The 22,646-nt window shown below is 35.6% G+C and carries 31 protein-coding genes, 1 other RNA gene, 1 riboswitch and 1 other annotated feature; of the genes, 3 read left to right on the plus strand and 29 right to left on the minus strand.

The window, feature by feature from the left end; all coding sequences use genetic code 11:
- Positions 1-15 precede the first annotated feature (15 nt).
- Entirely contained in the window at positions 16-675 is a 660-nt protein-coding gene (locus BTM29_RS00255; RefSeq protein WP_076613539.1) for a redox-sensing transcriptional repressor Rex, read from the minus strand.
- Positions 676-812: 137 nt separating this feature from the next.
- Here BTM29_RS00255 and BTM29_RS00260 point away from each other — a divergent pair, with 137 nt between their 5' ends.
- From BTM29_RS00260 to BTM29_RS00270, 3 genes are all read left to right on the plus strand, one after another.
- Positions 813-2,729 (plus strand): ABC-F family ATP-binding cassette domain-containing protein, encoded by a 1,917-nt coding sequence (locus BTM29_RS00260; protein WP_076613540.1) that lies wholly within the window; start codon positions 813-815, stop codon positions 2,727-2,729.
- Between the two features lie 68 nt (positions 2,730-2,797).
- On the plus strand, positions 2,798-3,652 hold the full coding sequence (locus BTM29_RS00265) for a DUF368 domain-containing protein (RefSeq protein WP_076613541.1): 855 nt from the start codon (positions 2,798-2,800) through the stop codon (positions 3,650-3,652).
- Positions 3,653-3,667: 15 nt separating this feature from the next.
- Positions 3,668-3,952 (plus strand): DUF1905 domain-containing protein, encoded by a 285-nt coding sequence (locus BTM29_RS00270; RefSeq protein WP_076613542.1) that lies wholly within the window; start codon positions 3,668-3,670, stop codon positions 3,950-3,952.
- A 132-nt stretch (positions 3,953-4,084) separates the two neighbouring features.
- Here the strand turns inward: BTM29_RS00270 and tsaD are convergent, their stop codons facing one another.
- The 28 genes from tsaD to cysS all read right to left on the minus strand — a co-directional run bounded on the left by tsaD (position 4,085) and on the right by cysS (position 22,645).
- Entirely contained in the window at positions 4,085-5,077 is a 993-nt protein-coding gene (gene tsaD, locus BTM29_RS00275; RefSeq protein WP_076618552.1) for a tRNA (adenosine(37)-N6)-threonylcarbamoyltransferase complex transferase subunit TsaD, read from the minus strand.
- Positions 5,078-5,110: 33 nt separating this feature from the next.
- Entirely contained in the window at positions 5,111-5,647 is a 537-nt protein-coding gene (gene rimI, locus BTM29_RS00280) for a ribosomal protein S18-alanine N-acetyltransferase (protein ID WP_076618556.1), read from the minus strand.
- Positions 5,631-6,350, minus strand: coding sequence for a tRNA (adenosine(37)-N6)-threonylcarbamoyltransferase complex dimerization subunit type 1 TsaB (gene tsaB / locus BTM29_RS00285; protein WP_076613543.1), 720 nt, complete (start codon positions 6,348-6,350; stop codon positions 5,631-5,633). Before tsaB ends, rimI begins: the two co-directional genes overlap by 17 nt.
- A gap of 99 nt (positions 6,351-6,449) precedes the next feature.
- Entirely contained in the window at positions 6,450-6,971 is a 522-nt protein-coding gene (locus BTM29_RS00290) for a folate family ECF transporter S component (RefSeq protein ID WP_076613544.1), read from the minus strand.
- A gap of 69 nt (positions 6,972-7,040) precedes the next feature.
- Positions 7,041-7,137: riboswitch (THF riboswitch) on the minus strand.
- 107 nt (positions 7,138-7,244) lie between these two features.
- A complete protein-coding gene (locus BTM29_RS00295; protein WP_076613545.1) occupies positions 7,245-7,982 on the minus strand; it encodes an acyl-[acyl-carrier-protein] thioesterase in 738 nt (245 codons plus the stop codon).
- Between the two features lies 1 nt (position 7,983).
- Positions 7,984-8,856 (minus strand): 16S rRNA (cytidine(1402)-2'-O)-methyltransferase, encoded by an 873-nt coding sequence (gene rsmI / locus BTM29_RS00300; RefSeq protein WP_076613546.1) that lies wholly within the window; start codon positions 8,854-8,856, stop codon positions 7,984-7,986.
- 13 nt (positions 8,857-8,869) lie between these two features.
- Positions 8,870-9,223: an initiation control protein YabA gene (locus BTM29_RS00305; protein WP_076613547.1), complete on the minus strand. Its 354-nt coding sequence runs from the start codon at positions 9,221-9,223 to the stop codon at positions 8,870-8,872.
- A gap of 8 nt (positions 9,224-9,231) precedes the next feature.
- Entirely contained in the window at positions 9,232-10,188 is a 957-nt protein-coding gene (locus tag BTM29_RS00310; RefSeq protein WP_076613548.1) for an AAA family ATPase, read from the minus strand.
- Between the two features lie 3 nt (positions 10,189-10,191).
- Positions 10,192-10,515: a cyclic-di-AMP receptor gene (locus tag BTM29_RS00315; RefSeq protein WP_076613549.1), complete on the minus strand. Its 324-nt coding sequence runs from the start codon at positions 10,513-10,515 to the stop codon at positions 10,192-10,194.
- Between the two features lies 1 nt (position 10,516).
- Complete coding sequence (tmk, locus tag BTM29_RS00320) at positions 10,517-11,167, minus strand: dTMP kinase (RefSeq protein WP_076613550.1); 651 nt, start codon at positions 11,165-11,167, stop codon at positions 10,517-10,519.
- A 284-nt stretch (positions 11,168-11,451) separates the two neighbouring features.
- Positions 11,452-11,739, minus strand: coding sequence for a YaaL family protein (locus BTM29_RS00325; protein WP_076613551.1), 288 nt, complete (start codon positions 11,737-11,739; stop codon positions 11,452-11,454).
- A 1-nt stretch (position 11,740) separates the two neighbouring features.
- Positions 11,741-12,340 (minus strand): recombination mediator RecR, encoded by a 600-nt coding sequence (gene recR, locus BTM29_RS00330; RefSeq protein WP_076613552.1) that lies wholly within the window; start codon positions 12,338-12,340, stop codon positions 11,741-11,743.
- Positions 12,341-12,343: 3 nt separating this feature from the next.
- Entirely contained in the window at positions 12,344-12,673 is a 330-nt protein-coding gene (locus BTM29_RS00335) for a YbaB/EbfC family nucleoid-associated protein (RefSeq protein WP_076613553.1), read from the minus strand.
- Between the two features lie 22 nt (positions 12,674-12,695).
- Positions 12,696-14,423 carry a DNA polymerase III subunit gamma/tau gene (gene dnaX / locus BTM29_RS00340; protein WP_076613554.1) on the minus strand — a complete coding sequence of 576 codons (1,728 nt, stop codon included), beginning with the start codon at positions 14,421-14,423 and terminating at the stop codon, positions 12,696-12,698.
- Between the two features lie 139 nt (positions 14,424-14,562).
- Positions 14,563-14,645: signal recognition particle sRNA small type (ffs, locus tag BTM29_RS00345), an RNA gene on the minus strand.
- A gap of 30 nt (positions 14,646-14,675) precedes the next feature.
- Complete coding sequence (locus tag BTM29_RS00350; protein WP_076613555.1) at positions 14,676-15,164, minus strand: nucleoside deaminase; 489 nt, start codon at positions 15,162-15,164, stop codon at positions 14,676-14,678.
- A 4-nt stretch (positions 15,165-15,168) separates the two neighbouring features.
- On the minus strand, positions 15,169-15,771 hold the full coding sequence (locus BTM29_RS00355; RefSeq protein WP_076613556.1) for a class I SAM-dependent methyltransferase: 603 nt from the start codon (positions 15,769-15,771) through the stop codon (positions 15,169-15,171).
- An 88-nt stretch (positions 15,772-15,859) separates the two neighbouring features.
- The gene (gene rplL, locus BTM29_RS00360; RefSeq protein WP_076613557.1) at positions 15,860-16,228 is read right to left on the minus strand and encodes a 50S ribosomal protein L7/L12; all 369 of its coding nucleotides are present in this window, start codon (positions 16,226-16,228) and stop codon (positions 15,860-15,862) included.
- A 33-nt stretch (positions 16,229-16,261) separates the two neighbouring features.
- Positions 16,262-16,768, minus strand: a complete 507-nt coding sequence (rplJ, locus tag BTM29_RS00365; RefSeq protein WP_076613558.1) for a 50S ribosomal protein L10 — start codon at positions 16,766-16,768, stop codon at positions 16,262-16,264.
- A gap of 45 nt (positions 16,769-16,813) precedes the next feature.
- Positions 16,814-16,931, minus strand: a sequence feature (ribosomal protein L10 leader region).
- Positions 16,932-16,961: 30 nt separating this feature from the next.
- Positions 16,962-17,642, minus strand: coding sequence for a 50S ribosomal protein L1 (rplA, locus tag BTM29_RS00370; protein ID WP_076613561.1), 681 nt, complete (start codon positions 17,640-17,642; stop codon positions 16,962-16,964).
- A gap of 88 nt (positions 17,643-17,730) precedes the next feature.
- The gene (gene rplK / locus BTM29_RS00375; RefSeq protein ID WP_076613562.1) at positions 17,731-18,156 is read right to left on the minus strand and encodes a 50S ribosomal protein L11; all 426 of its coding nucleotides are present in this window, start codon (positions 18,154-18,156) and stop codon (positions 17,731-17,733) included.
- A 125-nt stretch (positions 18,157-18,281) separates the two neighbouring features.
- Positions 18,282-18,821, minus strand: coding sequence for a transcription termination/antitermination protein NusG (gene nusG, locus BTM29_RS00380; RefSeq protein WP_076613563.1), 540 nt, complete (start codon positions 18,819-18,821; stop codon positions 18,282-18,284).
- A gap of 98 nt (positions 18,822-18,919) precedes the next feature.
- Complete coding sequence (gene secE / locus BTM29_RS00385) at positions 18,920-19,108, minus strand: preprotein translocase subunit SecE (protein WP_076613565.1); 189 nt, start codon at positions 19,106-19,108, stop codon at positions 18,920-18,922.
- Positions 19,109-19,121: 13 nt separating this feature from the next.
- Positions 19,122-19,271: a 50S ribosomal protein L33 gene (gene rpmG, locus BTM29_RS00390; RefSeq protein ID WP_076613567.1), complete on the minus strand. Its 150-nt coding sequence runs from the start codon at positions 19,269-19,271 to the stop codon at positions 19,122-19,124.
- Positions 19,272-19,355: 84 nt separating this feature from the next.
- On the minus strand, positions 19,356-19,907 hold the full coding sequence (locus BTM29_RS00395) for a sigma-70 family RNA polymerase sigma factor (protein WP_076613569.1): 552 nt from the start codon (positions 19,905-19,907) through the stop codon (positions 19,356-19,358).
- Positions 19,908-20,084: 177 nt separating this feature from the next.
- Positions 20,085-20,855: a 23S rRNA (guanosine(2251)-2'-O)-methyltransferase RlmB gene (gene rlmB, locus BTM29_RS00400; RefSeq protein ID WP_076613571.1), complete on the minus strand. Its 771-nt coding sequence runs from the start codon at positions 20,853-20,855 to the stop codon at positions 20,085-20,087.
- Positions 20,836-21,249, minus strand: a complete 414-nt coding sequence (locus BTM29_RS00405) for a Mini-ribonuclease 3 (protein WP_076613573.1) — start codon at positions 21,247-21,249, stop codon at positions 20,836-20,838. Before BTM29_RS00405 ends, rlmB begins: the two co-directional genes overlap by 20 nt.
- Positions 21,242-22,645, minus strand: coding sequence for a cysteine--tRNA ligase (cysS, locus tag BTM29_RS00410; RefSeq protein WP_076613575.1), 1,404 nt, complete (start codon positions 22,643-22,645; stop codon positions 21,242-21,244). Before cysS ends, BTM29_RS00405 begins: the two co-directional genes overlap by 8 nt.
- Position 22,646: the final 1 nt, after the last annotated feature.

The following is a 22,646-nucleotide window of genomic DNA, read 5'->3' on the forward strand; positions in this document are numbered from 1 at the left end:
TATCCTCCCAAAAAATTATTCTTTATCTTCGTTCTCTTGTTCTAATGACTTGTCACGATCTAAGAAAAATATCAATGTTTGTAATTCATTAGCCAAATCAACGTAATGTACACGAATTGAATTAGGCACATTGATAATAACCGGCGTGAAATTCAAGATTCCTTTAACACCAGCATCAGCTAGCAAATCTGCTGTTGTTTGGGCAGCATTAGAAGATACTGTCAAAATACAGACATCGATCTGTTGAACATTGAGTTGTTCCTTTAGTTCATTAACATGATAAACAGGAACACCGCTCTTAACAGTTCCAACGATTGATTCATCAATGTCAAATGCTGCGGCAATTCGAACATTATTAGTTCTCGAGAAGTTATAATTCAACAAGGCATTCCCTAAATTACCAACTCCGACCAAGGCAACGTTTGTTCTCTTGTCTTGATTCAAAAGTTTCTTAAAGAAAGCTACCAAATTATTAACATCGTAGCCGTATCCTCTCTTGCCAAGTGCACCAAGATATGAGAAGTCACGTCTTATAGTTGCACTGTCAATTTTTACTCCTTCAGACAATTCGCCTGAGGATATTTTCTTGGTACCTTCGTCCTTTAAGAACTGAAAGTATCGATAATATATTGGTAAACGTTTTATCGTTGCGTTTGGTACTGTTGTTTTTGTCATATTATCCCACCATGTGTTCATCGTTTCACTAACTATTATAGTAAATAAAAATGGATGAAAACGCAACATCTTACGACATAAAAGGCAGAAATTTCTAATTAATGATAAAATTGTGAATATATAAAGGAGTTTATACCGTGATTTTATTACAAGCCCAGAGCATAACTAAGAATTTTGGAACAAAAAAACTTTTTTCTAATGTTAGCTTCGAGATTCAAGATAACAGTAGAATAGGCCTAGTTGGTCGAAATGGTGTAGGTAAATCTACCCTACTCAAAATAATTTCTGACCAAGAAAATTATAACAGTGGGAATATTGCGCTGAAAAAAAATACTAATATCGGCTATTTGGCACAGGATTCAGGCCTCGATAGTGACAATATTATTTTTGATGAAATGGAAAAAGTCTTCGACTACTTAAAAGTCCAAGAAAAACAAATGCACCAATTAGAGAATAAATTGGCAGATAACACCGTTGACGACTATGACCAAATCCTAAAACAATACGATCAACTTCAAAACACTTTCCGTCAGGAAAATGGTTACGGATATCAATCAGAAATAAGAAGTGTCCTCAAAGGATTCGGATTTGAAGAAGATGTGTGGAAAGAACGTATCTCTACTTTATCCGGTGGTGAAAGATCTCGTCTTGCCATGGCCAAAATGCTACTAGAACATCATGATATCTTGTTACTAGATGAACCAACAAACCATTTGGATATTGATACTGTTGAATGGCTTGAAGGTTATCTAAAAGGTTATCGTGGTGCACTAGTGATTATTTCGCATGATCAATATTTCTTGGATAAGGTAGTAACTGAAATTGTAGAGATCAATCATCATTCTTCAACACATTATTCAGGTAATTACACCTTCTATCTAAAAGAAAAGAAGAAGAATCAAGACGTTGAGTGGAAACACTACGAAGAACAACAAGCCGAAATCAAAAAGACTGAGGAATATATTCAAAAGAATATCGTGCGTGCGTCAACGACCAAAATGGCTCAAAGTCGTCGCAAGAAGCTAGAAAAAATGGACATAATGGATCGTCCTGACTCTGATCAAGGCTCTGTTCATTTCTCATTTCAGATTGATAAGGAAAGTGGTAACGATGTTTTATTGATCAAAGATGCTGCTATTGGTTATGATGCTGATCAAATCATGTCAGAACCAATTAACCTAGATGTTAAAAAAGGTGAACGTGTTGGTATTATTGGACCTAATGGTATCGGTAAATCCACCCTTTTGAAGTCTATCTTAGGACAGATTCCTATGATCAAAGGTGAGTTTCAATTTGGTGCTAATGTTCAAGTTGGATACTATGATCAGAACCTAACTAACTTGGATCCAAAAAAAGACGTGCTACACGAAATTTGGGATAGATATCCTAGACTAGATGAACAAGTCATAAGAAATGTCCTTGGATCTTTTCTTTTTAGTGGTGATGATGTATTAAAACCAGTTTCTGGATTATCTGGTGGCGAAAAAGCCAGATTGACCCTAACTAAATTGTCGATGGAACATGATAATTTCTTAGTAATGGACGAACCAACTAACCATTTGGATATTGATAGTAAGGAAGTTCTTGAAGATGCTCTGAAGGCATTTGAAGGCACCGTGTTGTTTGTTTCACATGATCGCTACCTACTTAACACACTCGCAGATAGAATCGTTGATATCGGACCTAGTGGCAGTACAGTCTATCTTGGGGATTATGATTACTACCTTGAAAAGACAAATGAAGCTAGCTCTGAAGATTTGGATGAATCTTTGGATACACATAATATGAGTGAGAAAAAAGTTGAATATCAAAAATCCAAAGAGCAACAAAAACAAGAACGTAAATTACAACGCCAAGTTGAAGAATTAGAAGACAAAATTGCAACACTAGACAAGGAAAATGCCGCCATTCAAGTTGAAATGACCAAAGATGAAAATTTAAGTTCATATACTAAATTAGGTGATCTTCAAAAGGAACTGGACGAAAATAAAGCTAAACAGAGTGAACTCGAAGATGAATGGACTGAAAAGTCTATGGAATTAGAAGACTTATAGTTATAATTGTTTTAATATCAGTATTTTGATATTCTTTAATTTACAAATAAAACAAGTTGAGAATAAATATGCAAAATAAACAAGAGAATTTTTTCATCCGCTTTTTCAAGGGTGTCATAATTGCACTTGGGTTTATTTTACCAGGTGTCTCAGGTGGTGTTTTAGCTGCTATCCTAGGCATCTATGAAAGATTGCTCCATTTTATGGCACATATCCGCCAAAACTTCAAAACTGACTTCATGTATTTTCTACCCGTTGGGATCGGTGGGATAGTTGGTATTGGCCTTCTTTCTAAGCCGTTGGAGTTTTTACTGCAGCATTACCAAGTCATCGTTTTGTGGGGATTCGCCGGTGCGATTATCGGTACTATACCTTCATTGGTGCGTGCTTCAACTTCCCGTAGCCGACGTGATATGGTAGACGTATTGTGGTTTTTCTTTATGTTAATATTTGGTGGATTATTCTTATTCTTCATGAGTAAGATATTTGGAACTATCCCAGCCAATTTTATTGGGTTTGTTATTGCTGGAATGTTGATTGCCTTGGGAGTTTTAGTTCCGGGACTAAGCCCTTCGAACCTTTTACTCATACTGGGACTTTATACACCGATGCTAACCGGATTCAAAAATTTTGATATAACCGGCGTGTTCCTACCGATTGCCCTTGGTGGAATCATTGCTATGGTGCTGTTCTCTAAAGGGATGGAATTTTTGATTGAACATCATCATTCACGTGTATATCACTTTATTTTGGGTATTGTTCTAGCTAGTACAATATTGATTTTGATTCCAAATCCTTACTCAACTGAAACCATTAGCTATTCTGGTATTACCCCACTAACAATTATCCTCAGCTTAATTGCATTCATTGCTGGAGTTGTACTGGGACTTTGGATGAGTAGCCTTGAAAATAAATATAAGTAATCAAAGGTGAATATTATGAACAAAACTTATAAGTACAGCGCCACTATCCAAGCTTCAAAAGTTGGTAAAGGTGGAGCATTTGTGGAATTTCCTTATGATATTCGTAAAGAGTTTGGTAAAGGACGCATTAAAGTTCACGCTACTTTTGATAACGTGGATTATTACGGTAGCGTTGTTAATATGGGTGTCACAAATCCTGATGGATCGATCTGCTATATTATTGGGATTCGTAAAGATATCCGACAGGCTATTGATAAGGATATTGGTGATAGCGTTGATGTTTGTATTGTTGAAAGATAATGAAAACCGCTATAATTTCCCACCTTTGGGGATTATAGCGGTCTTTTTATTATTTCTGATTAAAAAATTGCATTAAAAAAAGATAGTATTCTGAAATAATTTTTCAGTATACTATCTTTTAAATTTATAATTTTAAAAATCCAAACTAGGATCAGAATTCAAATCCAAATCAGCAAAATCACCCTTCTCATATTGAATCTGGGCAATGGCACCAATCATGGCCGCATTATCACCACAAAGTCGCAATGGTGGGAAAATCAACTCCATATCCAAGTTACGCTTTTCGATATCTTCTTTCAATCGCTTACGGAGTCCTTGATTGGCAGCAACGCCACCAGCAACTACAAGCTGATTTACCGGATGTTGTTTCAAAGCACGAAATGTCTTGTTACTCAAGATGTCTAGAACAGCACCTTGGAAACTAGCTGCTAAATCATCTTTGTTTAATTCCTCATGAATTTGATCAGCATGGTGAACTCGATTAATAAATGAACTCTTCAATCCACTAAAACTAAAGTCCAAATTATCTTCTTGAACCATAGCTCGTGGAAAATCAAATACATCATTACCGATTGCTGCCATCTGATCAACTTTTTTACCAGCCGGATAATTAATACCTAGAACACGACCAATTTTGTCATAAGCTTCACCAACTGCGTCATCCCTAGTATCACCCAATGTTTCAAACTCACCAGGAGCCTTAACCAAGACCAATTCTGTATGTCCACCAGAAACTAATAAGGCCATGAATGGGTACTTCAAATCGGAAACAAAATTTGCTGAATAAATATGTCCCGCCAAATGATTCACTTTTATCAATGGCAAATCATGAGCAAAAGCTACTGTTTTAGCAGCCATTATACCAATCAACAATGAGCCAACTAATCCTGGACCGTAAGTAACTGCAACAGCGTCCAAGTCCTCATAGCCAACATTTGCTTCATCCATTGCAAGTTTTATACAGCGTGTGATTTCTTCAACGTGGTGTCGACTTGCTACTTCTGGTACCACACCACCGAATCGTTGATGACTCTTTATTTGTGTGGCAATTATATTCGATAATATTTCCTTACCATTTTTAATAACTGCAACACTAGTTTCGTCACAACTACTCTCAAACGACATGATCAATGTATCTTTTTTCAAAATTTTCTCCACCTATAGATCCACCACCATCTCTAATGCGTCATGATGATTTCTAAAATAATACTTTTCATGAATAGTTCTTGTTTTAAACCCAAATGCTCTATACAAACTAATTGCCGACTCATTCTCAATATCTGCTTCAAGTGAGAGACTTGAGAAACCACGTTTGCGACAATAATCAAAAATCTGATTAATAAAAAGATGTCCTATCCCCAAATGCTGTAACTTCGGAACAACAGCAATATTGGTTATATGGGCTTCTTTTTTATCTTTTAAAGACACGCCAATAAACGCTACACAAGTGGGTTCTTCTATTAATGACAAATACAAAGCATTTTTGTTTCTCAATTCCATACTAACGATATCCAAAGGCCACGGAACTGGCTTAGAGTATACCTGTTCTTGAATATCCATGAATTCCTTGGTATCTTTCATTTCAGATTTGCGCAAGGTGAAATGTCTACCATCAATACTAACCGACTGTTTTTCAAAAGAGAAATTTTCTACATGTCCTGTTGGCCAAATAGTCTGTTTAAACTTCCTCAACATAGGAAACATTCCCATCATCTTTATTACCTTTTTCATACCAATCATGTTCTGCCTGAGTAAGTCTTAGATATGTCGGAATAAAATTATCGATATCCTTAACTGGCTCAGTGTGTTCGGCCAATTTAGCGAGTTTAGTTGCATCAGGCAAGCTATCTTCACTAGTTATAATTTTTGCATGCGAATGTTCTCGAATAAGATCGGTTAAGTTTTGAGTGGCATTAATAAATTCTAGTTTATCCTCATCGTACTTTTGAAGAAGATCCAACAGTTTATCCATTGATGTATGATGATCTTCAACAATATTAACAATTTTACCTTGTTTCTTTTGGTAGACTCCAGCAAATGCATTGTCATTTCTGGCATCCATCAAAGGTACAATAAACATCCCTTCGTCCCCATTGGCAGCGAGAAGTTCAAGGCTAGATATACCGACCAAGGGTTTATTCAAAGTGAATGCTAATGTTTTAGCAACTGTAACAGCTATACGAACTCCAGTATAAGAACCTGGACCATCGGCCACAGCAATCATATCAATATCATCAACTGATAAGTTAGATTCTTTCAAAGATTTCTGAATATCTGGCAACAAAGTAATACTGTGTGTCTTCTTTTCAGTAGATTCTATATGTGCCAAAGTTTTACCATCTTCTACTAGGGCAACGCTTAACGGCTTATTTGATGTATCGAAAGCTAAAATTTTCATATAATCCCCTCAATCTTAATAGGAACATTTTACCACATAATATATTTTGTAGAGAATTAAGGAAACTATCATTAATTCAAGAAAATAAAAAATCGGCCATTAGCGACCGATTCTGTTAAATCTAGTATTACTTATCCATTTAAGGATAATGTATAACAATCCAGTTTGATATACCAAACTGAATGCTTCTTTGACAAGTCTAGGAATCAACAATGTCATATATGGTAAGTTAGTTATCATTTGAATCCACAAAGTATTCAACAAGGTATTAACAACTACTGTTATCAATACTATCGTTAGCAATACTCTCCAGATAGTAACCTTGTGGTTATATAGCATAAACCCATAAATAAGTCCTGCTACTAACGCTGAAAATGTGAAACCCCAGAAAAATCCGGTCGATGCAGGCATCACAACGTTACTAATAATATCGGCAATTACATTAGCAATTGCTGCTTTATAAGGTCCGAAGTAATATCCCATTAGTCCTATCGCAATGAAGCTAAACCCAACTTTCAAGGTATTACTACCTATCGACATTTTGCTCAACACCATCTGCATTGCAATTAATAACGCCATCCATGTAAGTTCATGGACACTAATACGACTTTTCGTATTCATTATAGACATCTCCTCGTAGGAGCTGCCACAGCATATAACTAGAGGCTAACGAATTAACTAACTATATAAAGTGACGAATGCGGAAACAAAATCGCAAGCAATAGCTTTTCGTCCGGTGTTCACATTCCGTTCCACCAGCACTTTACGCTTTGAATCCTACCCCAAAAATATTTTACTTGAACATATTACCACATGTATACATGTTTCACCTATAGATTTATCTTATAACATTTCTTATACATAAGTTATATCTAATATAATATTTTACCATTATTATTTTTCTTCCCAAGTAATCTGTGCAACTGCATTTAACTCGCCATTACTCTTTATCCAATGAGTTGTAACAAGATTATCTTTGTCTATAGATGCATAGATCTCAGGTTCACTTTCAATATTCAATTCCTTATCATACTTGATGTCCATACTCTTAGCACGATGTCTCTCAACAAAGTCTATTCCTAGAGAGTCGACCATCCAATCAAAGTAATAAGAATTATTCACATGACGATTAACATCAATATTGTAATATCCGATATGCTGAGATTTTTTAATTTCAAATTTCTTAGGCTCACGTAATCTAGCAAAGCGTTTGATTTTCGTTATCTCTTCTGCCCCAAAGAAATCAGTCAATTGTTCCGATGCACTAACCATTTTACGTTTATTAATATCGATAATAACAAACGCACTAGTTAGATCGACCATTCGATTACCGTCCAAGTCATCTATCCAAAAGTCACGATAAAAGAAGTACTTATTGTAGCTAGTTGCACGAGTACTTACCTTCAATTTTTGACCCAAAGTAGGCATTTTCTTAATATCCATGTGATATTGTACAACAACCCATCCTAATCCTCTTTGTACCATCTCTGAGCTGTCAGAATCGGACTCATGGAGTTGTTTTTCTGATATTAGTAACATTGCATCTACAAGTGCCGAAAGACGCATGTCACCAGTTAAATTAGCGAAATAAAAAGGGAATTCTATTTCCTGTGAATAAATTTGTTCTGCCATTTTATTCTTCCTTTCCAATTCCGTGATATAAGTTATAAACAATTTGCTTACGCAAATCATTTTGGCTGGCTACTTCTTTAATAGCTCTATTTGGTTTCTCTCCAGATTGTATCAAGAGGTCGATTGAATTGATGATTTCAGAATCTGACATATCTTCAATTTCTTCGATTATTTTACCAGATAATATCAATACATACTCGCCTTTTGGATCATGGTCTTGATAGTATTCAATAGCTTGGTCGATCGTTCCACGTAAGAAAGCTTCGTGAATCTTAGTTAGTTCACGTGCCAAAGTTATCCTACGATCACCACCAAAGAACCTTTTCAGATCTTCAACAGTCTTAACCACACGATATGGTGACTCATAAATAATCGACGTTTCAACACGATTAGACAAGTTGTCTAATGCTTCTGTACGCTCTTTTCCCTTTCGGGGCAAAAATCCATAAAAATAAAATGGTTGTGGTTCTATTCCTGAGGCAATCAAAGCAGTCGTTGAAGCACTGGCGCCTGGAAGTGGAACAACTGCGATATCTGCCTCAATTGCTGCTTTAACAAGTTCTTTTCCCGGATCACTTATTGATGGAGTTCCAGCATCACTAACTTGGGCAATACTGACACCGGCATTCATTTTTTCAATAAGTTCAGGAATACGTTGTGCAGTATTATGTTCATGAAAACTGATCAAATCAGTTGTTATTTCAAAATGATTCAGTAAAAATTTGGTATTTCTAGTATCTTCAGCAGCGATTAAATCTGCATCCTGCAAAGTTTTAACAGCTCGAAAGGTCATATCTTCTAAGTTACCAATTGGAGTTGGCACTAAAAAAAGGCAGCCCTTCGAATTATTAACAAAACTCCTTTGTTCATTCATTCAAAATGCTCCCTTACTTATTTTTATTTGGTTTACTGTGATTTCCATAAATCACACCGAGACAAAATACACATTCTTCGTTTTCTTTACGGTGAGAACCATAAAATTGTTGGCACACGTGAAATCCTTTGTGATATAGCTTCTCTAGATTCAAGCGTGAAGTAGGCAATTCACTTTCATTGAAACTCTTATCTTCATAACCTAATTTTTCTAATTGTTTACGCAGATTATGATTCTCCATCTTAAGCTCTTCTTTTTCCTCTAGATCCTTAGACAATTGTTCTTTAAGCGAATCTATTTGTCCACTTAAATTACCTAGCTGATTAGAAATAGCCTCAAACTCCTCATATAGATCTTTTTCTGCCATTGTTTCACCTACTCACCCACAAATTTTAATGACAAGTCCTCTAAAATCGACTGAAACGAAACGTTACTTTTCCACATCTCTTCAGCCTTAAATAATTCATCCGAAAAAATAACTATTTGTTGAATATTCTTATTTGAAAGAACATCTTCCTTAATTAGAAGTGTCTCAAACACATTGTATCTAATTGATAATATATCACTAAACATCTGATTCATCATATCGAATACCAAATGTTGATGATCTTTATTGTCCACCAATGGCATTATATCAGTTTGAACATCAAGAAAACTATTTATTTTATTCTTATTGCATTCTTTCATCCATCCAGACAACGCCACAATGAGATTCTGATAAGTTTCCCCTGTTACTGATTGCAAAAATTTAATATCAGATACTTTCAACGCCACTTCAGCTTGCTCAGTTTTAAAGCCAAGTTTTACTAAAGCGTCTATTTCATCTTCGTTACTTTTATTTGATAAATGAAATATTTGTACACGTGATCTAATAGTTTGTAATAATTGCTTAGCTGAGTTTGTCAAAAAAATGATCAGTAAATTACCTTCTGGCTCCTCAATTGTCTTAAGCAAGTTATTACTGGCGGCATTAGTCATTTTCTCGGCTTCATCAATAATCAAAATCCTACGATTACCTTGAGTTGCTGTCATATTTACTTCTTTTTTAAAATACTTTATATCGTCAACACCGATACTTTGCTTGTCTGTTTTAATTTCAAGAACATCTGGATTATCCCCCATAGCAATCGTCTTGCAACGTTGACAGGTTTGATCAGGTAATCCATCTTGCAAATTTTCACAGAACTGTGTTTGGGCAAGCCAAATAGCAACTTGTTGACGTACTTTAGAAGAAGCATTATCTATCAAATAAGCATGTGAAAGTTTATTTGAATTAATAATTTTTTTGAATTCATTAATAACACGTGGTTGCTCTTCTAATATATTTTCCATTTTTTAAAATCTTACGAATTTATCCACAGGTAGGATAAAGCAAGTAGCTCCTCCAACTTCAACCTCAACTGGATCATTAATACCAGCTGCTTCTGGCAATGCAAATGTTGAGGTTACATATTGTGTTCTTGTGTGACAGGTCTTTTTAATAACTTCAAGTGCATCATCAACTTTGTCATCTTCAACTCCGATAATGAAAGTTGAATTTCCGGCTTTTAAGAATCCACCGGTCGAAGGAAGTCTAGTTGCTCTAAAGTCACCTTTTATAAGGTGTGTTTGTAATTGTTGACTATCTTTATCTTGCACAATGGCTAAAATTACTTTCATATTATTCTCCTTTGTTGAACACATTCGGAAATCTATTAATAATTACATTTAATGCATCATCAACTACTTTTTCAGGAGCCTGATTCGCATTAATACTCTTTATTCTATCAGGATTAGCGTCTACTAAGTCAAGATATGCGCTGTGAACTCGTTTATGAAAGCTCAATGCTTCCTTTTCCAAACGATCCATTTCGCCTTCATGATCTTTGCGTATTCTAGATAATCCTACTTCTGGTGAGATATCAAAATAGATAGTTAAGTCTGGTAAAGTACCGTTAATTGCAAAATCATTTATTTCAGCAACTTCTTTAGTACCTATTTCACGTCCACCACCTTGATAGGCAATTGAACTGTCCACAAATCTGTCACTTAATAATATTTTGTTATCAGCCAATGAAGGTCTTATTACATCGACAACATGTTGACGACGTGCTGCTGCATACAAAAGTGCCTCAGTTCTATCGTCCATTTTTTCATCGTGAATTGCCAAAATTATCTTCCTGATCTGTTCAGCAATTTCACTACCACCAGGCTCTCTAGACAACACGATATCTTGGTTAGCACGTTGTTTCAACAATGGTACTAATGCATTTAAAGCAGTAGTCTTACCTGCTCCATCTGGTCCCTCAAAAGATATAAATAATCCTGACATTTAGTACTCTCCCTTTTAATACGTTGTTTCTATTTTACTTGATATTAGTATTTCGGTAAAGCGAACTACTAACTTTCCTAAAAAGTGTATGTAATAATATACTGTTAATTTTATAATTATGGGACAAGAAAAATTGTGGCATATATAGTTTTCTATCTAATTTGTAGTAGAGATTTGCGACTGAACACAATTTTCTCCTTATAAGTTCAAAAATCCGATATTTACTTGCGTAAATACCGGATTTTTGAATTTATAAACGAAAACTGAACGTGTTCAGTCGCACTCTACCAATGTTTCTCAGCTCGGCTAGGTTGCTTCAAGAAAGTATCCTCATCACCAAAAATAATATCTGTAGTCTGTTTGGCTTGGGCTTTTCTTCGTCTGGCCTCTAAATATAAAAATTGATATTTGGCACGATCTGCCCTCAACTGTAACTGAGTTGCATCTGTAACTTCTAGTGAGTTATTCATCAATCTTTGAACATTACTAATACGACGTTGAATATCATGAATACTATCCATTAGACGATCATTTTCGATTTTTTCAACGCTCTTCTTTTTCTTACCAAACATGTTAAATCTCCCTGCGTCCTAGAACAGCACTCTTCAAAGTCATTTCATCTGCATATTCAATATCAGATCCTACGGCCAATCCATGTGCGAGTCTAGTTACTTTGATACCTGCCGGTTTTACCAGTTTGGCTAAATATTGCGCTGTTGCTTCTCCTTCTGGAGTTGCGTTAGTTGCAATAATTAATTCCTGAACTTTGCTATTTTCACGTAAACGATTCAATAGCATTTTTATGTTCAAATCCTCTGGACCTACGCCATCAACTGGAGATAACACCCCTCCAAGAACATGATACAATCCGTTATAACTATTCATGTCATCTAGTGACATTATATCTTTTGGCTGTTCAACTACCAAGATTGTTGATTGGTCACGATCCTTATCACTACAAATGGAACAAATATCATCTGTTGTAATATTGCCACAGATCTTGCATGACTTAAGGTCTGTCTTAGCAGACATTAAGTTATCAGCAAATTCTTGTACCTGACTTTTGTCCATTCCTAATGTAAAGAACGCCATTCTAGTGGCCGTTTTACGACCTATTCCTGGTAATGTCATATAACTATCAATTAATTTTGAAATTGGCTCTGGATATCTCATTGATTACATCAACCCGTTTGTGTATTTGCCTAACTTAGCATCTTTATCTTTGTCGACCTTTGAAAATCCATCATTCAATGCATCAATCAACATATCCTGCAATGTATCTGGATCATCTGGATCAATAATCTTTTCATCGATTTTTATATCTATAATCTTTTTATCACCATTCATTTTAACAACTGCAAAGTCGTCAACTGAGTTACCAACATATTCTGTTTTACTTAATAACTCTTGTGCTGCTGCTACTTCTTTTTGCATTTTTTGAGCTTGGCGCATGATGTTACCCATGTTTCCACCCATTCCACCCATATTTGGCATTCCTTTACTCATAATAATTCCTCCTTAATTCTTATTAGTCATCTTTAATTTCAACTGCTCCATCATTACCAAATAACTTTAAAGCCTCATCGACAGTTGGATCAGTCTGTTTTTGTTCTTGTTTAGATTCTACATTTTCACTCTTAGATAAATCAATATTATTATCAATGTATTCTTTACGTACTACTGGCCATTGTGCTTTCGGAACTAAGACGATTTGATAATCTTTTTTTAACAGTTTACTTACATTATTAGTTAACTCGTCAATGAATTCATGATCTTCTTGTGCTTTTTCAAACCACATTTCATAATCAAACGCCACGACAATACCGCTGTCACAAGCAGCAACTGGATCTGAAACACTCATTATCGAACGTTGTGTAACTGAAAGCATACTCATCAAATCAGGCCAAATATCCTTCACAGTAATTAAATCTTTTTTTGTGGCCTTTTCCAATACTTGATAAATTGCTGTTTTATTGATACGAACTCCGCCAGCACGTTTAGTGGGTTTTGTACTTGCAGTTTTTTGTTCAGTTCTGTGATTAGAATTATCAGATAACTGTTTAACTTCTTGTTTAAGACTAACAATTTCATCACTTAATTTATCAATTTCACTATTATCAACGATAGGAGTCTGTGAATTTTGCTTTGGAGCAGTGATTTGAGGTTGTTGAATTTTAAGTTCACTTATTTTTACCGTTAAAATTTCCATATAAACGTCAGTTTGATTAGAATTCTTCAGGTTTTTTTGGGTCGCACTGACTTGATCAACTATATAAAACAACCTGGCATTATCAAACTTCGTAGCAATAGTTAACAATTCATCTGTCATAACAGATTTGTCCATTTGATCAGATAGATCTGAATTAGAATTATACAAAATCAAATTACGGCAAACTCGAATTATCATCTCAGTAAATCGTGTTGCTGAACGTCCACTAGCAAGTATCTGATAAAGACTATTTAAGGCATCTGCTGGCTTATTATCAGCAATAGCAGTCATATAGGCGACTATTTGTTCATTACTAAGGGCACCGGTAACTTCTTGAGCATTTTTTAAGGTCAACTCATCATCGCCATACGACAATGCCTGATCCAAAATGCTTAGTGCATCACGCATACCACCTTCAGCTGAGGCCGCAATAATGTTCAAAGCTTCTTCATCATACTTAATATTCTTATCATTCAAAATATAAACCATACGTTCTAATATATCTTGACGTGAAATTCTTCTAAATGTGAAGCTTTGGGTTCTAGATATAATTGTTGCCGGAATTTTTTGTGGTTCAGTCGTTGCTAAGATAAACATTACATTGGCAGGTGGTTCCTCAAGTGTCTTTAACAATGCGTTGAAGGCACCTTGTGAAAGCATATGTACTTCATCGATAATATAAACTTTGAACTTAGCTTCGGTTGGTGCATATTTGACCTTATCACGAATATCACGAATTTCTTCAACACCGTTATTAGAGGCGGCATCTATCTCGATAACATCATTCAGTCGATTCTCATTAGCTGCAAGACAAATCTCACATTCATTGCATGGTTCACCATCATGAGGATTCAAGCAGTTAACAGCCTTAGCCAAAATCTTAGCACAAGACGTTTTACCAGTACCACGAGGACCGCTGAATAGATAAGCATGACTGGTCATTTTACTAGCGACCGCATTACGCAAAGTCTGTGTAATAACGCCTTGACCAATTACATCTGAAAAAGTTTGGGGACGCCAAACTCGATATAGTGCTTGATATGCCATACTTCCTCCTTACATAACTACAGTACTTAAATTTTACCACAAATAACTACTTTAACTTATAGATTTAATATTCAGAATATTTTCTTAAAAAAGTGAAATAAAAAACTCCTAATCTTTTAGATTAGGAGGCTAATTTACATAACAAAAGGCACATGATGCAACTCACTTAGTGCTGCTTTCTTCCGAATCTGACACGATTCACAAGAGCACCATTGCCCTAAGGCCTTTCGGCAATAACTATCATACTATAAATTAATTCTTTTTACCACTATTCAGACGGATTTCTCTAAAGAAGTTTCTTAAAAGATCCCCAGTTTCTTTTTCCTTAACATTTGCCAATACAGTTGGCTGATGATTATAGCGTGTCTCAGTCAATAAGTTATTGATGGATCCTACCGATCCTGCTTTAGGATCATTAGCACCAAAAATGACTTCTTCAATACGACTATTAATAATAGCACCAGCACACATTGGACATGGCTCAAGCGTCACAAAAAGACTTGTGTTCTCTAATCTCCAACTGCCAATAGTTCTACAAGCTTCTTCTATTGCAATTATTTCAGCATGCTTAATAGCATCCTGAGTCTCTTCTCTTTCGTTAGATCCACGACCAATTACTTCACCAGTTGTATTATTAACAATAATACAACCGATTGGAACCTCTGATCTACTCTTGGCTTTCAAAGCTTCACCAATAGCTTCGTCCATATAATTATTAATTTGTTCTTCCGAAAAAATCATATTATTATGCCAACTTGCTTCTCAAGATATAATATCCCTTAGATTTAGTAACGACATCAACATTACCATAAGTAGCTTCCATTAATTTTTTAGCTGATGGAGCACCTTGTTTCTTTTGAATAACTATCCATAGCTCGCCGTTTGCCACTAAGTGACTTGCAGCACCACTAATTATTCCAGAAACAACATTTTTACCAGCACGGATTGGTGGATTAGAAACTATCAATGAATAATTTTCAGTAACTTTTTCATACATATTGGATTCAAAAATATTAATATTATTCACTTTATTGGATTTAGCATTCTTTTTAGCAAGATCTATAGCACGTAAATTAACATCCGTCATGTCTACATTACGCTGGTCTTGTTCTTTTGCTAGAGACAACCCGATTGGTCCATAACCACAACCTACATCTAAGATATTACCCGCAGGAATGTTTTCAAAATCAATTGCCTCAATCAAAACTCGTGATCCAAAATCCACTGTTTGTCGTGAGAATACCCCACTATCTGAAGTAAAGGTAAAATTATTATTTCTTAAAGTAAAATTGAAATCTTTTAGTTCATGTTCTAGATCAGCTGAATTCTCAAAATATTGATTAGCCATATTGGTTTCCTTCCTAAACGAAAATGAGAACAAAAAAATAATCCTCTTACGAGGATTAATTTTATCATAATAAACTTATTAAAAGTTATTATTTCAATGTAACTGTTGCGCCAACAGCTTCAAGTTTTGACTTCATGTCATCAGCGTCAGCCTTAGCAACGCCTTCCTTGATAACCTTAGGAGCACCATCAACAAGGTCCTTTGAGTCCTTCAAGCCAAGTCCAGTGATACCACGAACTTCCTTGATAACCTTAACCTTTTCTTGACCTGCTTCTGTAAGTTCAACATCAAATGAATCCTTTTCAGCAGCAGCTTCGCCACCTGCAGCAGCACCTGCAGCAACTGGTGCAGCAGCTGTAACGTCAAATTCTTCTTCGATAGCCTTAACAAGGTCGTTAAGTTCTAGAATTGAAGCATCTTTTAAATCATCGATAATCTTTTGTGTATCTAAAGCCATTTTAATGTCCTCCAAATTATGTTTGTTTTTTAATTAAGCAGCTGGTTCGTCGTCTTTCTTTTCAGCAACAGCTTTAACAGCCAATGCGAAGTCGCGAACTGGAGCTTGTAATACAGATACCAACATAGATAGCAAGCCATCTCTGTTTGGTAGTGTTGCAAGTGCTTGAATTTCTTCAAGTGTAGCAGCCTTGCCTTCGATGATTCCACCCTTGATTTCAACGGATTCAACATCTTTGGCATATTTAGCAGCAACCTTAGCAGGTGCAACTGGATCTTCATTAGAATAAGCGATGGCTGTTGGGCCAACGAAGAATTCTTCAAGACCATCTAATCCAGCTTCTTCAGCAGCACGTCTTAAGACAGTGTTCTTAATAACCTTCATAGTAGCACCTTGCTCACGTAATTCGGCACGCATAGAAGTAGCTTGTTCAACTGTAAGACCTAAGTAGTCAACAACAATAACTGACTTAGCATCCTTTAAACTAGCAGCAACTCCTGTAACTAGTGCTTCTTTTTGTGATAATTTTTCTTGCTTCATTTTTATGTTTCACCTCCACAATTTATTTAGTTAACTCTACAAATTTCGGCTAAAATAAAATCTCTGCGCCCGAAAGACACAGAGATTAATTAACAATCTTCTGGCCTCGGCAGGATATTAAGATTCACATCACCTGAGTCTTCGGTAGAAATCAACTATTGTACGTTATCATTATTTTGGTTATTAGTCAACACTAAGCGTTGATCTTTAGACCAGGGCCAAATGTTGATGTCATATTAACACTAACAATATAGTTACCCTTCAATGATGCTGGACGTGCCTTTGCGATAGTTTCGTAGAATGCGTCAAAGTTAGCAGCAATCTTCTCTGTATCAAATGACAATTTACCAATAGGTGCGTGAATCAATCCATTAGGATCTACACGGTAAGTAACTTGTCCAGCCTTAACATCGTTAACAGCCTTTGTAACATCCATTGTTACAGTACCTGTCTTAGGGTTAGGCATCAAGCCTTTAGGTCCAAGTACACGACCTAAACGTCCAACTTTAGCCATCATTGGTGGTGTTGCAACAGCAACATCAAAGTCCAACCAGCCATCTTGGATCTTTTCAACAAGATCATCAGAACCAACGATGTCAGCACCGGCAGCTTCAGCAGCCTTTGCTTGTTCACCTTCAGCGAAAACGATAACCTTTTGTGATTTACCTGTTCCGTTAGGTAGAACAAGTGCACCACGAATTTGTTGATCAGCTTGTTTTGGATCTACATCCAAGTTAATAGCAACTTCAACAGTTGCGTCAAATTTTGCGTAATTTACTTTCTTAAGTAAGTCAGCAGCTTCTGAAGCAGTGTAAGATTTGTTCTTATCAACTTGCTTCATAGCTTCTATATAATTTTTTCCATGCTTAGCCATGCTAAGTTCCTCCTTGCTTTGTGGTCATATTGGGGATTTTCCCCTCCCACTTGTTAGGAATACTTTCGTATCCTTATAAACTGCTTGTCTAGTCTTCTACTGTAAAGCCCATACTTCTTGCAGTACCAGCGACCATACGCATTGCAGATTCAACACTTGCAGCGTTTAGGTCTTTCATCTTGGTTTCAGCAATTTCGCGAACTTGGTCGTTTGTGACTTTGGCAACTTTATTTTTGTTAGGTTCGCCAGAGCCCTTTTCAACACCAGCAGCCTTCTTCAATAGAACTGCTGCAGGTGGTGTCTTAGTAACGAAGTCGAATGAACGGTCTTCATATACTGAAATAACAACAGGAATAATCATTCCTTGTTGGTCTTGTGTACGTGCATTAAAGTCCTTTGTAAATGCAACGATGTTAATACCAGCTTGTCCTAAAGCAGGACCAACTGGTGGAGCTGGAGTAGCCTGACCAGCAGGAATTTGTAATTTTACTACGTTAGCAACTTTTTTAGCCACGGTGCATACCTCCTTAGTCCGTGATGTGGTAATATTGAGAATCTAAATTTTCTCTCCCACATGCATGTTTAAAAAACATACCATGTAATAGTAGCACGGATTATATCCATTATCAATATTATTTATTATTTTTGTACGTCACTAAAGTCAACTTCTGTACTAGTCATACGACCAAACATATCGACATCGACCTTAAGTTTATCGTGATCTGCATCAATCTCTGTAACTTTACCAGTCATTTTTGAGAATGCACCTTCAATGATAGTTACACTTTCACCAACTTCAAAGTCGTTTCCGGCTTCAACACTGATTCCAAGATCATCTAGAATATGATCGATTTCTTCTGGTAATAGTGGTGCTGGCTTACTACCTGAACCGTGGCTTCCAACAAATCCAGTAACACCAGGTGTATTACGCACAACGAACCAAGATTCATCGCTCATAACCATCTCAACCAAAACATATCCTGGGAATGTTTTCTTCATTTCTGTCTTTTGTTTACCATTTTTTGTTTCTGTCTCTTCTTCTTCAGGAACAACTGCACGGAAAATATAATCTTCCATACCCATTGATTGGGCACGTGATTCTAAGTTCTCTTTAACCTTGTTTTCGTATCCTGAATAAGTATGTAGAACATACCATTGTTTATCGCCAGCTTCAGCCATAATTTCCTCCAAAAAAATCAAAATAAAAAAACTTCGAACAAAGCCGAAGTTTTCTCTCATTAATTCAATCATATCAAATTATTGAATTAGTTACAATGTTATTTGCTTCCCATAATGAATTGTTGCAATAAGGCAACCAATGCCCAGTCAACAGCTGCAAAGAAGATAGCGTACATCAATGATGTTGCTACAACAGTCCATGTATCACGTCTGTTTTCCTTAGCAGTAGGCCAAACAACTACTTTCATTTCTTTTTTAACGCTACCGAAAAATTTAAATAATTTCATTTAGTCCTCCAAATTAACGTGTTTCTTTATGTAAGGTATGTTTACCACAATGTTTACAAAATTTCTTAACTTCTAGACGTTCGGTTCTATTAGGATTCTCAGAAATCGTGTAATTTCTTGATCCACAAACGCTACAAGCTAATGCTACTTTTCTTAATCCCATGATTCTCTCCACATTCTATGCAGTTTATATCTTTACTAGTATAGATTTTTAATACATAAATGTCCATGACAAACACATGACAAATTATAAATATTGCATCATTTTCATCCTACAACGACTTGCTGCACGATTTAACTGGTTTGAATTACAGCTTCCAATTTCACATGCAATTTGCAATTTTACTTCCCCAAGTAAAAATTGCAAGGCCACAAGCTCCAGTGCACTTAGTTCAGAAATAGCTTCCTCAAGATAGCTAGAAGTATTTAGCAAATGAACATAATTTTGAATAAATTCTGCTGGATCATTGCTCTCAATTAACAATTCATATGAACACGCAAATTGGTTAGCTTGTCGTTTAAATGTGTTCTCTCTTCTGACAATATCAATAATATGATTTTTAAATTTTAATTTAAAAAAGCTTCCAAACTTCGAACCACTCGCACCATCAAAAATTTGACAGGTTGAGTAACATACTAAAAGTGCTTCTTGATACCAATCATTTCGATCATAAAGGCCAATTTTATATTGAAAATACATATTGTCAATCATCGGTTTATAACGTTGAACTAGTGATTCTAATGCTTCATTGTTTTTCTCCTTTACTAACTCAATTAGTTCTACTTCAAAAGTGTTCATAAATTATCCCCTAAATTATTTTGTAACTGTATTACATATTTAAAATTAACACGGATTTTATGCCTTTTTAAGAGAACATTTGTTTACAAAAAGTTCGTTAAAACTTTAATCCGTTGGGGAATGAAAACCATATTACAAAAAAAGATTCCACTATATTAGTGAAATCTTTTTTTATTATTATGAATGTCTTGAAGCAAATGCTTGATACAACAATACACCTGTTGCAACACTAGCATTTAAACTTTGAACATGTCCAACCATTGGTATGCTTAAAGTTTGGTCTACTTGCTTTTGAACTAAAGGAGACACTCCTTTACCTTCATTACCTATAACTAATGCCACAGCACCTTTAGCGTTCCATGTACGATAGTTATTACCTTCCATGGCTGTACCAAATATCCAGATGTTTTGTTTTTTCAAATCATTAATTGTATTAACTAAATTAGTAACACGAACAACTGGGACGTGCTCAACTGCACCTGTAGATGTCTTAGCAACAACAGATGTCAATCCGGTCGATCTGTGCTTTGGCACAATAATTCCGTGCACGCCAACTGCATCTGCTGTTCTTAATATCGATCCTAAGTTATGTGGATCTTCAATTTTATCTAATATCAAAATGAATGGATCTTCATTCTTTGCCTTTGCGGCCTTAAAAATATCATCTAATTCTGCATATTGATAAGGGGAAATATAGGCTGCCATCCCTTGATGATTACCACCGTTACTAATATCATCCAGTTTGTTCTTAGGAACTTCTTGAACGATCAGTTTACTACGTTTGGCCAACTCAATAACTTCACCAATGTGTGAACTCTTCAATCCCTTTTGTACAAGGACTTTATTAACTCGTTGACCAGCAGTTGGTGATTTTAATAATTCAACAACTGTGTGATGACCGAAAACTAGTTCACTTTCTTCACTGTTTTCACTTAAATTCTTCTGCATCTGTTTCCCCCGCTTCTACTTTTCCAATGCACCATTGTGCAAGTTCTTTAACACGATCTTTTTGATTGCTTACATCCAAATACCCAAATAATGCCTCAAATCCTGTAGACATATGATACGTTATAACACTAGTATTCTTAGCCTTAGTATATTTCTTAGCATTGCGTCCATTTTTATAAACTCTAAGTTCCTTTTCAGACAGCATATTTTCATCAATCATCAAAGTAATTAACGCTGCTTGAGCTTTAGCTGAAACATAATGTGTCGCTTTTTTTTGTAATTGATTAACTTTAGTAATATCGAGATCTAACAAATGTTCACGAATGAACACTTCATAAACTGCATCACCTAAATATGCCAAAGTTACTCCATTTAACTGATCAATCTTAACCATCTATATGCCACCGTGTTCCTTGTGGAGTATCTTCTAAAATTACTCCCATTTCTTTTAGCTTATCACGAAGATCATCACTAGTTGCAAAGTCTTTATCTAAACGTGCTTGATCACGTTTTTCAACCATTGCTTGAATCTCATCTGATAAGTCATTCTTTTCTTTAAATTCAATCCCAAGAATTCCTGACAAATTGGCCAAAGTATCCAAGATATATTGGGCATTATCAGCATCGATATTATCTTGTGAACTATAATTGTTTGCCAAAGTTACCAAACCAAATATCTCAGTAATACCATTTTGCACATTGAAGTCATCATCCATGGCTACTTTGAACTTGTCTACAATCTTATCGACCTGTTTCTTAGTGTCATCCTCAATTGCCGTAGCGTCTTTAATTCGGAAGTTCAAATTATTGTATGCTGTTTTGATCTTCTCATAATTATCAGTAGCCTTTTGTAAATTAGACTCTGAATACTCTAAGGGTCTACGATAATGTGTTGATGACAAAAAGAATCTCAATACTTGGGGATCGATATTCTTAACCATATCATGAACAGTAACGAAGTTTCCCAATGATTTACTCATTTTTTCATTATTTTCAACGGTTACAAAACCATTATGCATCCAATAATTAACAAATTTCTTACCAGTTTTAGCTTCACTTTGGGCTATTTCATTCTCATGATGTGGGAACTCTAGGTCTTGTCCGCCACCGTGAATATCAAAAGTATCACCAAGATATTTAGTGGACATAACTGAACATTCAATATGCCATCCCGGGCGTCCTTTTCCCCAAGGTGAATCCCAGTTTATTTCACCAGGTTTAGCTTTTTTCCACAGAACAAAATCAATGGGATCTTGTTTCTTATCAAATTCAGCCTCACCAATGTGCTTACTGGCACCTTGAACTAATTGATCGATATCTTGATCAGACAACTCACCATAATGTTTGAATTTTCTTGCACGGTAAAGTACATCACCGTCTGATTCATATGCATAGTCTTTAGCAACCAAATCAGAAATAAAATCAATGATTTCTTTAATATTATCAGTAGCCCTAGGATTGACTGTTGCACGTTCAACGTTTAATTTATCAATATCTTCAAAGAATGCCTTTATAAACCTATCAGCAACTTCTGGAACGGTAATATTCTCACGATTAGCTTCTTTAATCATCTTATCGTCAACATCGGTAAAATTGGAAACAAACTTGACCTTATATCCTAAATATTCTAGATATCTACGAACCGTATCAAAAGCCACAATAGATCTAGCATTTCCAATATGAATATAGTTATACACTGTTGGTCCACAGACATACATACGAACCTCATTTGGGGTTATTGACTTGAATTCTTCTTTTTCACGAGTCAGTGTGTTGAATATTTTTAGCATA

This window comes from Companilactobacillus allii, from assembly GCF_001971585.1.
Taxonomy (GTDB): domain Bacteria; phylum Bacillota; class Bacilli; order Lactobacillales; family Lactobacillaceae; genus Companilactobacillus; species Companilactobacillus allii.